Raw genomic sequence first — 12,989 nt, forward strand, 5'->3', positions numbered from 1 at the left:
CTTGACCCCGCAGGCGGCACGGCCGCTACGCGGTCATGCCCCGCCGCGCGTCAATAGTGCCAGGGGTACGGCGACCAGTCGGGCTCGCGCTTCTCGAGGAAGGAGTCGCGACCCTCGACCGCCTCGTCGGTGCCGTACGCGAGCCGGGTCGCCTCGCCCGCGAACACCTGCTGCCCCACGAGCCCATCGTCGACCGCATTGAAGGCGAACTTGAGCATGCGGATCGCGGTGGGCGACTTGGTGAGGATCGTCCGCGCCATGGCGACCGCCTCGCGCTCGAGGTCGGCATGCGGCACGACGCGGTTCACGGCGCCCATCTCGTATGCGCGCGCGGCCGAGTACTCCTCCGCGAGGAAGAAGACCTCGCGAGCGAACTTCTGACCGATCTGCCGCGCTAAGTACGCCGACCCGTAGCCCGCGTCGAAGGACCCCACGTCAGCGTCGGTCTGCTTGAACCGACCGTGCTCGGCCGACGCGATCGACAGGTCGCAGACGACGTGCAGCGAGTGCCCTCCGCCGGCGGCCCACCCCGGGATGACCGCGATGACGACCTTCGGCATGAAGCGGATGAGTCGCTGCACCTCGAGGATGTGCAGCCGCCCCGTCGCCGCCGCAGCAGTCGCCTCCCCCTCCGGTCGAGCAGCCGGCGTATCGAGACCGGCCTCGGTCTCGGAGTACTGGTAGCCGTCGCGGCCCCGGATGCGCTGATCACCCCCGGAGCAGAACGCCCAGCCGCCGTCCTTGGGGCTCGGGCCGTTGCCGGTCAGCAGCACGACGCCGATGCGCGGGTCCTGGCGCGCCGCATCGAGGGCGCGATAGAGCTCGTCCACGCTGTGGGGCCGGAAGGCGTTGCGCACCTCGGGGCGATCGAAGGCGATGCGCGCGATGCGCCCGTCTCTCGACACGTGCGAGGTGATGTCGGTGAAACCGGCGGCGCCGGGTGCCGGCATCCATTCGGCTTCGTCGAAGAGCTCCGAGACCATCTCCCCAGCCTATTGCGCCGTGCCGCCGCGACTCAGGCCGCGTTCTTGGCGTCGCGCCAGCGAAGCCAGGAGCGGACGAGATCGAAGTCCCAGTCCGGGCCCTGGAAGGCGAGGGTGAAGAGCCGCACGCCCGCGTCGTAGAGCTCGTCGCCGAAGTCCTCGCCGCGCTGGTGCAGCTCATTCGAGATGACCAGGTCGGACGTGTCGCGCTCTTCGCGCTCGGCCCAGCGCTCGATCACGTCGAGCTTGTGGGCCAGCTCGTCGGGGCGCACGAAGCTGTGCCAGATGTCGGCGTGGCGGGCCACCAGGCGCAGCGTCTTCTGCTCGCCCTTCCCGCCGATCATGACGGGGATCTCGCGGGTCGGCGCGGGATTGAGCTTCGCCCAGCGCGCCTCGATCCGCTCGAGGCCGGCGGCGAGGTCGTCCAGCCGCGATCCCGCGGTGCCGAACTCGTAGCCGTACTCCTCGTAGTCGCGGGCGAACCAGCCCGACCCGGTCGCGAAGATGAAGCGGCCCACGCCGTCCTTCGCCGAGATGTGGTCGATGGTGCGGGCCATGTCGGCCTGCAAATCGGGGTTGCGGTAGCTGTTGCAGTTGACGAGGGCCCCGAACTCGACGCGCTCGGTCTGCTCTGCCCACGCCGCCAGCATCGTCCACGACTCGAAGTGCAGGCCGTCGCGGTCGCCCGACAGCGGGAAGAAGTGGTCCCAGTTGAAGAGGATGTCCACGCCCATCTCCTCGAGCCGCAGCACGGCGTCGCGGAAGGCGGAATAGGGGGCGTGCTGCGGCTGGAGCTGCACGCCCAGGCGCACCGGAGTGTCGAGCAGAGGCATCCCTCCACCCTAGGCTCGCGCCGCCTGCGCGGGCGCGCCCCGCGCACCGCATCGCACGCAGAATCGCGCCGAACTCGCACCCGGGGACGGGGATTCTGCGAGATCGGCGCGATTCTGCGACGTTCGTGCGGTCTGCGGCGTCAGGCCGTGCGTGCCCGCACCGCCTTGATGGCGGCGTCGGCGGTGTCCCACACGGCGATGCCGGCGATCACGAACCCGCTGACGATCGCGACGATCGCGCCGACCTCGGCACCTTCGGGGCCGATGATCGTCGGGAAGTACTCCGGGTTGATGAGCCGGCCCTGCATGAGGAGCCAGATCGCGGGGATCGCGATGGCGGCGTTCAGCAGGCCGTTGACCACGGCGAGCCAGATCGTCCAGCGACCGACGGCGTAGACCGCGATCGCGAGCCCGGCCTCGAGCGCCATGAGCACGAACAGGCCGAGGATCCAGCCCGGCCACAGCGCGGGGTCGAGGAACGACAGCCCGGGCTGGGTCGGCACGAAGCCCACGAACTGATCCCACAGGATCGCGCCGGCGGCGATCACGAGGAACACCAGCGAGCCGATGAGGTCGCTGAGTCCCGCGCCACGGGGCCGCGGCTCGGGCAGCTGATCGACGGTCCACGGGTCGAGGATGCGCTCCCTGCCGCGTGCCTCGGTGCGCTCGACGATCGCGAACATGAGCGTCGTCCAGAACGCGACGTGAACGCCGACGGTGAGAGCGAGGGGCCAGACCGCGCCCATGATCTCGCCGAACGACGCGCGGTCGAGCACCATCGCGAGCGAGACGCCGAACACGGCGCTCGGGATGACGATCCACCACAGCAGCTTCAACAGGCGCCACCACTGCAGGAAGTAGCGGGGACCGATGAGCCAGAGGGGCCGGTCGGTGTAATCGGCGGCGAGCTTGTCGGGGTCGCCGAGCTCGGTGAGCACCGCGCGCTCGGCGGCGCTGCGCACCTCGCCCTGCTCGACGCGCGCCTCGATCTGGTCGTCGATCGACGCGCGAAGCTCAGCGGCGAGGTCGGAGCGCTGCGCCTCGGGCACCGTCCGCATGGCGGCGTCGATGTAACGGTCGGTGAGGGTAGCGGCAGTCATGTCAGTCCTCCTTCGGGAGTCCGTCGATCGCGGTGGCGATGGCGCGGAAATCATCGGTGAGAGCGGACGCCAGCCGGGCGCCCGCGTCGCTGGTGCGGTAGAACTTGCGGGGTCGCGCCTCGTCGGTGTTCCACTCGCTGGTGAGGTGCCCCTGCTTCTCGAGGCGGCGCAGGAGCGGATACAGCGTGTTCGCGTCGGTGGGGAATCCTCGCTCCCCCAGCTCTTCGAGCAGCCCGTATCCGTACCCCGGCTGCTCGAGCAGGCGCAGGCACGCGAGCACGATGGTGCCGCGCCGCAGCTCCTGCAGGTGCGTGTCGAGGATCTCGGATTCGCTCATGCGTCACACTGTACTGTGTGACACACACTATCGTCAACCGCACATTGCTCTTGGGCTCGCGATGTTGGCGATGCGCCTTCTCTCCGGGCTCGCAAGTGCCTTGAGCGACCGCAGCGCACCGCGAAGACTCGGGGAATGGTTCTCGTCGGCTACCACGCCTCCCACGAGCAGTTGCCGCCCAGCGCCCTGCTGCGATCCGTCGTCGCCGCCGAACAGGCCGGATTCGACGGTGCGATGTGCTCCGACCACCTCGCCCCCTGGGGCGTGAAGCAGGGGCATTCAGGATTCGCCTGGTCCTGGCTCGGCGCCGCCCTCGCCTCGACGTCGTTCTCGCTCGGCGTCGTGAACGCACCCGGCCAGCGGTACCACCCGGTGATCATCGCTCAGGCGATCGCGACCCTCGAGGAGATGTTCCCCGGACGCTTCTGGGCGGCCCTCGGCAGCGGCGAGGCCATGAACGAGCACGTCACTGGCGACCCCTGGCCGCCGAAGGATCATCGGAACGCCCGGCTCGCCGAGTCGCTGACAGTGATCCGGCGCCTCCTTGCCGGCGAAGAGGTCTCGCACGACGGCGCCGTGCGCGTGCATCGCGCGCGGGTGTGGTCGCGCCCGGAGTCGGCGCCCCCGCTCCTCGGCGCCGCGGTGAGCGCCGAGACGGCCGGGTGGCTGGCCGGCCGGGTGGACGGCCTCGCGACCGTCGCGCAGGAGCCCGAGGCGCTGCGACGCGTCGTCGAGGCATACGGCGACGCGGGAGGCGAGGGACCGTGCGTCCTGCAGGTGCACCTGTCTCTGGCGGAGACGGATGCCGCGGCCTTCGCCCTCGCCGAGGACCAGTGGCCCAACGGGCTCATCGGCCCGCCTCGCGCCTGGGACTTCGACCAGCCGGAGGACTTCGACGCAGCGATCCGCGATCCGGACGAGGCCGAGCTGCGCAAGTCCGTGCTGGTGGACGCGGATGCCGCAGCCCTCGCGCAGCGCATCGCCGAGCTGGTCGCCATCGGCTTCGACCGCGTGTACCTGCACCACGTCGGCAAAGACCAGGAGACGTATCTGGCGCGAGCGGGCGAGGAGCTCCTGCCCGCGCTCAGGAGAGCACTGTGAAGATCACCGACACCAGCGACCTGTGGTGGAAGACCGCCGTCGTCTACTGCCTCGACGTCGAGACGTACTTCGATCACAACGGCGACGGCATCGGCGACCTCACGGGCCTCGCCCGTCGCATCGACTACCTCGCCGACCTGGGCGTGACGTGCCTGTGGCTCATGCCCTTCTATCCGACCACCGACCGTGACGACGGCTACGACGTCACGGACTTCTACGGCGTCGATTCGCGACTGGGCACCCACGGCGACCTCGTCGAGGTGATCCGCACGGCCCGGGATCGAGGCATCCGGGTCATCGTCGACCTCGTCGTGAACCACACGTCCGACAAGCATCCGTGGTTCGTGGCCGCCCGGCGCTCGAGGACCTCACCCTTCCGCGACTTCTACGTATGGCGCGACGAACCGCCGGCGAACAACGTCAACGCGGTGTTCCCGGGCGAAGAGAAGACGCTGTGGGAGCTCGACGAGAAGACGGGGCAGTACTACCTGCATACCTTCTACCGCCACCAGCCCGACCTGAACATCGCGAATCCGACCGTTCGCGACGAGATCGCCAAGACGATCGGCTTCTGGCTGCAGCTGGGCATCTCCGGCTTCCGCGTCGACGCCGTGCCGTTCCTGCTGGAGGTCCCCGAGGGCAGCGACATCGGCGACCCGCACGAGTACCTGCGGGACCTCCGCCGGTTCCTGCAGCGGCGCGAGAAGGAGGCCGTGCTGCTGGGCGAGGTGAATCTCCCGTATCGCGACCAGCGCACCTACTTCGGCGGCGGCAAGGGTGAAGAGCTCACGATGCAGTTCGATTTCGTCGGGATGCAGGCGATCTACCTTTCCCTCGCGCGCTCCGATCCTCGGCCGCTCACGAAGGCGCTGCGCGGACGTCCGTCGATCGCGCCGGAGGCGCAGTGGGCGAACTTCGTGCGCAACCACGACGAGCTGACGCTCGACAAGCTCACCGACGCCGAGCGCCAGGAGGTGTTCGAGGCGTTCGCTCCCGACGAGCGGCAGCGGGTCTACGGTGGCGGCATCACCCGCCGTCTGCCGACGATGCTCGGCGGCGATCCGCGCCGGATCCGCATGGTCTACAGCCTTCTCTTCTCGCTGCCCGGCACGCCCGTGCTGTTCTACGGCGAGGAGATCGGCATGGGCGAGAATCCCGAGGTCCAGGGTCGACTGGCCGTCCGGACCCCGATGCAGTGGACGAGCGGCCGCAACGGCGGATTCTCCTCGGCGGCGCCGTCCCGCCTGGCCGGACCGGTGCCCACCGGAGGCTATGCGCCGGAGCACGTCAACGCCAGCGACCAGGTCAACGACGAGGGGTCGCTGCTGCACTTCATGCGCCGACTGACGTCGCGGTACCGCATCTCGCCCGAGATCGGCTGGGGGGAGTTGGAGATCCTCGAGCACGACGCGCCCGCGGTGCTGGCCCACTCCGTGCGCGCGGACGTCGGCCGCATGGTCGCGCTTCACAACTTCGGCGACGAACCGGCGCGCGTGCGCCTGGAACTCGCCGACGAGCCGGAGGGGACCGAGCTGAGCGATCTCTTCGGCCCCGGCCGGATGCCGCTCGACGGGCGCGGGCGCGTCGAGGTCGAACTCGGCGCGTACGGCTGGACGTGGCTGCGCGTCGCCCGGCCCGGGGACGGCCGCATCGGCTGACCGGAAAGTGATTGCCCGCCAGCACGTCGCATGCGACGATGGCTCGAAGGAGGCCCTCATGACCGCCAAACCCTCGCTTCTCACCCGCATCCGCCACGCCGTCTTCGGCAAGCCGCTGAGCCACGAGGAGGCACGCGCCCGCCACGAGGCGGCCGTGGCCACGACGCGCAGCGCGGCGCCCGCCGAGAACGGCGCGCGGGCGCACTCGGTGCAGAGTCAGACGTATTGGTTCTGACACCGGCATGATGGGTGGCGTGAGCAGCGCCGCCATCCCCCTCCCCCCGCTGACCGAGATCCTGGCCAGCGCGCACGTCGTCGCGCTCCCGCTCGCAACCCGCTTCCGCGGCGTCGATGTGCGCGAGGCCGTCGTGTTCGAGGGTCCCGAGGGATGGACGGAGTTCTCCCCCTTCGCCGAATACGAGGACGCCGAGGCCGCCACCTGGCTGGCCGCGGCCATCGACTTCGGGTGGGCACAGCAACCCTCTGCGGTACGCCAGGCCGTCCACGTCAACGCGACGATGCCGGCGGTGGCCGCCGTGGACGTGCCCGGCGTCCTCGCCCGATTCGACGGCTGTCGCACCGCGAAGGTCAAGGTCGCCGAGCCCGGACAGCGACTCGCGGACGACATCGCGCGGGTCGCAGCAGTGCGCGAGGCTATGGGTCCCGAAGGGCGGGTCCGGATCGACGCCAACGGGGCGTGGAACGTCGATGAGGCCGAGCGCGCCCTTCACGCCCTCGCGGAGCACGACCTCGAGTATGTCGAGCAGCCGTGCGGGAGCGTCGAGGAGCTCGCCGAGCTGCGGCGGCGCGTGAAGTACATGGGCATCCCGATCGCAGCGGATGAGAGCGTGCGCAAGGCGACCGATCCGCTGGCGGTCGCGCGGGCCGGCGCGGCAGACCTCCTCGTCGTGAAGGCCCAGCCGCTCGGAGGCGTCCGGCGAGCGCTGGCGATCGTCGCCGAGGCGGGGCTTCCTGCGGTCGTCTCGAGCGCCCTCGACACGTCGGTCGGCCTCGGCATGGGTGTCGCGCTGGCAGCCGCGCTGCCCGAGCTCGACTACGACTGCGGTCTCGGAACCGCATCGCTGTTCACGGCCGACGTCGCGGCGCCGGCACTCGTGCCGCAGGCCGGAATGCTGCGCGTCGGGAGAGTCGCCCCCGACCCGGCGCTGCTGACCGCGCACGAGGCATCCGCCGACCGTCGCGACTGGTGGCTCGCGCGCCTCTCGCGCTGCCACGCGCTGCTGGCCGCAGCGGACTGAGCTCTCAGGCCCCGGGCGACTCGATGAGGAGCTGCGCGACGCGCGCGAGCTCTTCGTTGGTGAGGCGGCACATCTCCTCGTGGTCGTGTCCGGCCATCACCGAGCGGACCGCTGTGCTCTCCCACACGGTGAGCATGAGCCGCGCCGCGGCGTCGGGCTCGAGCCGGAAGCGCAGCACGTTGGCGCGGCCGATGTCGTCGATGATCTGCGCCACGCTCCCGCGCATCTCGTCGTCCTGCGCGAGATACGCGGCGGCGAGATCGGGGTGGCGCAGCGCGTGGATGCGGATCTCGTTCATGAGGAGCACGCCCAGGCGGTCGTCGGCCGACACGTCGAGGACCTGCTGGATGATCTCGAAGGCGTTGCCGCCCGCGTCGGCGAAAGCCCCGCTGCGCTCGAGTTCGGCCACCCGCTCGCGCACGGTCGCGACGCGCGAGCGCGCCACGTTTCCGGCCAGCTCGAGGAAGAGCTCGTCCTTCGTCTCGAAGTTGGAGTAGAACGCGCCGCGGGTGAATCCGGCGCGGTCGCAGATCGCCTCGACGGAGGCGCCATCGAGGCCCACCTCGGCGAAGACCTGGGCGGCGGCATCCATCAGCTTCTGGCGCGTCGCCTCGCGGCGTCGCGAGGTCACGACCGTATCCGTCATCCCGCGCTCGTCTCCCTCTCGTCGCCGCCGGGCCCAAACGCACACCGACTGCTCAGCTTGCGATCCCGATTCCGTTCTACGATACACTGGTGTATCCGATACAGCGCTGTATCGAAATTCCGACCCGACTGTGACGCGGAGGCGCTGTGTCCACCCTGCTCTACGCCCTCGGCCGCTGGTCCTACCGCCACCCGTGGCGGGTTCTGGTGGCCTGGCTGCTCCTCCTCGCGATCGCCGGCGGCAGCGCGGCGGTGTTGATGAAGGGCACCGACAACGCCTTCTCGATCCCCGGCACCGAGGCGCAGGAAGGCATCGCGCTGCTCGACCGCAGCTTCCCTCAGGCGAGCGGCACCAGTGCGCAGCTCGTGATCGTCGCCGACGACGGGGACGTCGTGACCGACGAGCCGTACGCCACCGAGATCGACGACACGATCGCCCAGCTCGAAGACCTCGACGGCATCATCGCCGTCACCGACCCGTTCAACGAGATGGTGACGGGGCTCGTGTCCGACGACGAGTCCGCCGCGATCATCCGCCTCCAGTTCGACGGACAGGCCACCGACGTCTCGGACGAGACCAAGGACTCGCTCGAGCAGGTCGCCGACGACCTTCGCGAGGCCCTGCCCGACGGCTCGCAGGTCGCGATGGGCGGCGACCTCTTCTCGACCTCGGTCCCCGCACTCTCGCTCATCGAGGCGGTCGGCGTGCTGATCGCGCTCTTCGTGCTCATCGTGACCTTCCGCTCGTTCGCGGTGGCGTGGTTCCCTCTCGTCTCGGCTCTCATCGGGGTGGCTCTCGCGATCGCGCTCATCTACGCCTCCACCGCGTTCGCGTCGATCTCCTCGACCACGCCGATGCTGGCGATCATGCTCGGCCTGGCGGTGGGCATCGACTACGCCCTCTTCATCGTCGCCCGCCATCAGGACCAGGTGCGGGCCGGCGTCGAGCCCGAGGAGTCGGCGGCGCGCGCCACCGGCACGGCGGGCTCGGCCGTCGTCTTCGCGGGCGTCACGGTGCTGATCGCGCTGATCGGTCTCGGATTCGCGGGCATCCCCTTCCTCACCACGATGGGCATCGCGGCCGCCGTCGCCGTCGCCATCGCCGTGGTCGTGGCCGTCACGCTCACGCCCGCGCTCCTCGGACTCGCGAAGGGGCGCGTGGCGGGGTGGGGCCATGGCCGGGGCCGCCGCGGCGTGGCGCTGCGCTCGCGGCGACGGCGGGGGGCGGATGCCTCGGCCGCCGCAGCCGCCGAGGACGACGCACCGGCACCTCCGGCACCCGCGCCCGCCAAGAAGACGAACCGCTGGGTGCAGCTCGTCACCGCGCACCCCGTCGTCACGACGGTCGCGGTCATCCTGACGCTCGGCGTCATGGCGATCCCCGCGGCGAGCCTCGGCCTCGCCCTTCCCAACGCCGGCCAGCAGCCCGAGACGAGTCAGGCGCGCCAGGCGTACGACCTCACCGCCGAGCATTTCGGTCCCGGTTCGAACGGTCCGCTCATCATGACCGGCACCATCGTGACCTCGACCGATCCGCTCGGGCTCATGGCCGACCTCGCCGGCGAGATCGAGGATGTTCGGGGCGTGAAGGAGATCGCGCTCGCGACGCCCAACGAGACCGCCGACACCGGGCTGATCCAGATCGTGCCCGAGACGGCGCCCGACGACCCGGCCACGGCCGAGCTCGTCCGGGACCTGCGCGCGCTCGCCCCCGAACTCGAGGACGAGTACGGCGTCGACCTCAAGGTCACCGGATTCACCGCCGTCGGCATCGACATCTCCGACCGTCTCGGCTCGGCGCTCCTCCCCTTCGGCGTGTTCGTCGTCGGGCTGTCGCTGGTGCTCCTGATGATCGTCTTCCGGTCGATCTGGGTGCCGATCAAGGCCGCGCTCGGATACCTCCTCTCGGTGCTCGCGGCGTTCGGCGTCGTCGCGGCCGTCTTCGAGTGGGGCTGGGGCGCCGACCTGCTCCACGTCACGCGCGAAGGTCCCGTCATCAGCTTCATGCCGATCATCCTCATGGGGGTGCTGTTCGGCCTCGCGATGGACTACGAGGTGTTCCTCGTGAGCCGCATGCGGGAGGACTACGTGCACGCGCGGCGAGGAGCCGCCTCGCACCCCACGCGCAGCGATCGCGACATCGCGGTAGGAGCGGTGCGATCGGGCTTCACCGCTTCGGCGCGCGTCGTCACCGCCGCCGCCGTCATCATGATCGCCGTCTTCGCGGCGTTCGTCCCCGAGGGCGATTCGTCGATCAAGCCGATCGCCCTCGGCCTCGCCGTCGGAATCGCGGTCGACGCCTTCCTGGTCCGCATGACGCTCGTGCCCGCCGTCATGGCGCTGCTCGGCGACAAGGCGTGGTGGATGCCGCGCTGGCTCGAGCGGGCCCTCCCCCACTTCGACATCGAAGGCGAGGCGGTCGAGCGAGAGCTCGCCCTCGCCGACTGGCCCGAGCCGGGTACCACCGCCGTCGTCGTGGGTGAGGCCGTGTCGGTGCGCGCCGACGACGGCACGGCGGGCGAGGTCGCGCTGTTCGAGGGCGCGACGTTCCGCGTCGAAGCGGGCGGCTCGCTCATCGCCACCGGCGACCCGCGCGCCGCGCGCGCGTTCGGGCTGACCGTCGCCGGTCGTCTGGCGCCGAGCGACGGACGCCTGCGCGTGGCGGGCCACCTGCTCCCCGAACGTGCCGCGTGGGTGCGGGCGCACGTCGGCGTGGCGCTCCTCGCGGAGGCGGACGACCGCCTGCGCGAGTTGCGCCGCGCACTCGCCGGCCGCGCGTCGCTCGTCGTCATCGACGGCATCGACGCGCTCGACAGCGCCGAGCGCGACCAGGCGGCCGCGCTCCTCCGCGACGCCGACGCGGCGTTGCGCGCCCGCTCCGACGACGCCTCCGCCGGACGCCTGACCGTCGTGGCGACCGCGAAGTCCGACGGCCCCGCCATCTCGCTGCTCTCCGACGCCCGACGCCCCGACGTGAGCTCGCTCGCGCTGCGGTCGGGCGCGGCATCCGCTTCTCCCATCACCGAGGTGAACGCATGACCCTCTCCATCGAACGCGCACGCACACGGCGCCCCGTCACGTGGCTCACGCTCATCGGCGTGCTGCTGCTGCCGGTCGTCATCGGCGGCATCCTCGTCGCGGCGCTCTACAACCCGACCGAGCGGCTCGAGTCTCTGAACGCCGCGATCGTGAACGAGGACGAGGCGGTGACCATCGACGATCAGCTCGTGCCCCTCGGGCGCCAGCTGACCGCCGGCCTCGTCGAGGGCTCGGAGGAGCAGCCGAGCAATCTGACGTGGACGCTCTCCAACGCCGAGGACGCCGAGTCCGGCCTCGCCGACGGCACCTACGCCGCCGTCATCACGATCCCCGAGAACTTCTCGGCCGCGGCGACCTCGACCCAGCCGGGCGAGACGCCCGAGCGGGCCACGATCGTCGTGGAGACGCCGCCGGACAGCCTCATCGTCGATGACGCCATCACCGCCCAGGTGACCGCGGCGGCGGCATCCGTCATGGGCGAGCAGCTGTCGGAGCTCTACCTGCAAAACGTGTTCCTCGGCTTCACGACGCTGGGCGACCAGCTCGGCGAGGCGGCGTCGGGCGCGCAGTCCCTCGCAGACGGTGCCGCACAGACGGCCGACGGCGCGACGCAGCTGGCCGACGGAATGCCTCAGCTGGCGTCCGGTGCGTACGGACTCGCCGGTGGCGCGGGCGACCTGCAGGGCGGACTCGGACAGATCGCCGGCGGCATCGAGGCTTCCGCCGACGGGGCGAACGATCTCGCGGCAGGAGTGAACAACGGCGCTGCGGAACTCGAGCGGACGGGCGTCGTGCCTGATGAGGTGACGAAACTGGCCGCCGGCACCGAGACCGCCACGGCGCTGGCCGCGTCGGAGGCGTCCAAGACCTTCACCACCCTGCAGCAGCTGGCGGGCCAGTACTGCGCTCCGGGCGCTCCTCCCGCGCCGTTCTGCGCGACCCTCGGGGAAGCGCTCACGTCGGCGGGCACGGCATCGGTCGTCCTGAACGGCGACGGCACCGAGGCGAACCCCGGCGCCGCTGCGCTGACCGGATACACCGCCGACGCGATCGCCGGGCTCGACTCGGGCATCACCGCGGAGTTCGCGAAGCGGTTCCGCGAGATCGGCGCGGGCGCCTCCGCACTCGGTTCGGGCCTCGACCAGCTCGCCGCCGGCACGTCGCAGTCCGCCGCGGGCGCGGGCGAGCTCTCGACCGGCGCCGCCCAGCTCGGGGACGGCATCACCCAGGCCGGCGACGGCGCGACCTCGCTGGCCGACGGGGTGTCGCAGCTCGCGGACGGCACATCGACACTCGCCGACGGGCTGGGCGAAGCATCCGGCGCGCTTCCCTCCTACACCGACGCGGAGGCGACGAGCCTGGCCGACGTGGTCGCGAACCCCGTCGAGGCCGACGGCATCGGCACGTCGCTGTTCGGAGCCTCGGCCATCCCGCTGCTGTCGACCCTCGCGCTGTGGTTCGGCGGCCTCGCGACGTTCATCGCCCTGCAGGCGGTCTCACGTCGCGCGCTCACGGCGCGCGAGCCGTCGGCGCTGCTCGCCCTGCGCGGGTTCGCCCCGGCCGCCGCTCTCGGCGCCGCGCAGGGCCTGCTCGTCGCCGCCGTCGTGCAGCTGGCCGCCTCCTACGAGTGGGGCCAGTGGGGGGCGTTCGCCGGGGTGAGCATCGTCGCCGGCATCGCGTTCGCTGCGGTGAACCAGGCGCTCGTGGCGGTGTTCGGCGGAGGCGGTCGCTGGATCTCGGCGCTCATCGGGGTTCTCGCGGTCGCGACCGGCGTCGTGTCGACGGTGCCTGGCGTGCTGTCGCAGGTCGCCGCGCGCATGCCCACGTCGCCCGCCTACAACGGGATGCTCGCCGCCCTCACCGAGACCGACGGCATCGGTGCGGCACTGGCGGGCCTCCTCGTGTGGTCGGTGCTCTCCTTCGCCGCGACGGTTCTCGCCGTCGCACGCCGTCGCGGTACGTCCGCCCGCGCCGTCGTGCGGGGAGCACACGCCCCCGCCTGAGCCGCTTCGCAAGCCGGAGACGCCTCCGGTC

Annotated in this window: 11 protein-coding genes; 6 read left to right on the top strand and 5 right to left on the bottom strand. The window is 71.2% G+C overall.

What is annotated here, in order from left to right; all coding sequences use genetic code 11:
• Positions 1 to 50: 50 nt before the first annotated feature.
• The 4 genes from HF323_RS07120 to HF323_RS07135 all read right to left on the bottom strand — a co-directional run bounded on the left by HF323_RS07120 (position 51) and on the right by HF323_RS07135 (position 3,253).
• A complete protein-coding gene (locus HF323_RS07120; protein WP_169581865.1) occupies positions 51 to 983 on the bottom strand; it encodes a 1,4-dihydroxy-2-naphthoyl-CoA synthase in 933 nt (310 codons plus the stop codon).
• A gap of 32 nt (positions 984 to 1,015) precedes the next feature.
• Entirely contained in the window at positions 1,016 to 1,816 is an 801-nt protein-coding gene (locus tag HF323_RS07125; protein ID WP_169581866.1) for an LLM class F420-dependent oxidoreductase, read from the bottom strand.
• Between the two features lie 140 nt (positions 1,817 to 1,956).
• The gene (locus HF323_RS07130; protein WP_169581867.1) at positions 1,957 to 2,916 is read right to left on the bottom strand and encodes a permease prefix domain 1-containing protein; all 960 of its coding nucleotides are present in this window, start codon (positions 2,914 to 2,916) and stop codon (positions 1,957 to 1,959) included.
• Between the two features lies 1 nt (position 2,917).
• Positions 2,918 to 3,253: a PadR family transcriptional regulator gene (locus HF323_RS07135; RefSeq protein ID WP_169581868.1), complete on the bottom strand. Its 336-nt coding sequence runs from the start codon at positions 3,251 to 3,253 to the stop codon at positions 2,918 to 2,920.
• A gap of 135 nt (positions 3,254 to 3,388) precedes the next feature.
• Here HF323_RS07135 and HF323_RS07140 point away from each other — a divergent pair, with 135 nt between their 5' ends.
• The 4 genes from HF323_RS07140 to HF323_RS07155 are packed head-to-tail and all read left to right on the top strand — an operon-like array spanning position 3,389 to position 7,271.
• Positions 3,389 to 4,354 (top strand): TIGR03885 family FMN-dependent LLM class oxidoreductase, encoded by a 966-nt coding sequence (locus tag HF323_RS07140; RefSeq protein WP_169581869.1) that lies wholly within the window; start codon positions 3,389 to 3,391, stop codon positions 4,352 to 4,354.
• Positions 4,351 to 6,012, top strand: coding sequence for an alpha-amylase family protein (locus tag HF323_RS07145; RefSeq protein ID WP_169581870.1), 1,662 nt, complete (start codon positions 4,351 to 4,353; stop codon positions 6,010 to 6,012). Before HF323_RS07140 ends, HF323_RS07145 begins: the two co-directional genes overlap by 4 nt.
• A 58-nt stretch (positions 6,013 to 6,070) precedes the next feature.
• A complete protein-coding gene (locus HF323_RS07150; RefSeq protein ID WP_169581871.1) occupies positions 6,071 to 6,247 on the top strand; it encodes a hypothetical protein in 177 nt (58 codons plus the stop codon).
• Between the two features lie 34 nt (positions 6,248 to 6,281).
• Entirely contained in the window at positions 6,282 to 7,271 is a 990-nt protein-coding gene (locus tag HF323_RS07155) for an o-succinylbenzoate synthase (RefSeq protein WP_317451029.1), read from the top strand.
• Positions 7,272 to 7,275: 4 nt separating this feature from the next.
• Here HF323_RS07155 and HF323_RS07160 read toward each other — a convergent pair whose 3' ends face one another.
• A complete protein-coding gene (locus HF323_RS07160; RefSeq protein WP_169581873.1) occupies positions 7,276 to 7,917 on the bottom strand; it encodes a TetR/AcrR family transcriptional regulator in 642 nt (213 codons plus the stop codon).
• Between the two features lie 146 nt (positions 7,918 to 8,063).
• Here HF323_RS07160 and HF323_RS07165 point away from each other — a divergent pair, with 146 nt between their 5' ends.
• Both HF323_RS07165 and HF323_RS07170 read left to right on the top strand, forming a co-directional pair.
• Positions 8,064 to 10,955 (top strand): MMPL family transporter, encoded by a 2,892-nt coding sequence (locus HF323_RS07165; protein ID WP_169581874.1) that lies wholly within the window; start codon positions 8,064 to 8,066, stop codon positions 10,953 to 10,955.
• Positions 10,952 to 12,958 carry a YhgE/Pip family protein gene (locus HF323_RS07170; protein ID WP_169581875.1) on the top strand — a complete coding sequence of 669 codons (2,007 nt, stop codon included), beginning with the start codon at positions 10,952 to 10,954 and terminating at the stop codon, positions 12,956 to 12,958. The genes HF323_RS07165 and HF323_RS07170 overlap by 4 nt, the downstream gene beginning before the upstream one ends.
• The last annotated feature ends 31 nt before the right edge of the window (positions 12,959 to 12,989 follow it).

The sequence above is a fragment of the Microbacterium sp. MF43 genome, assembly GCF_012847295.1.
Taxonomy (GTDB): Bacteria; Actinomycetota; Actinomycetes; order Actinomycetales; family Microbacteriaceae; genus Microbacterium.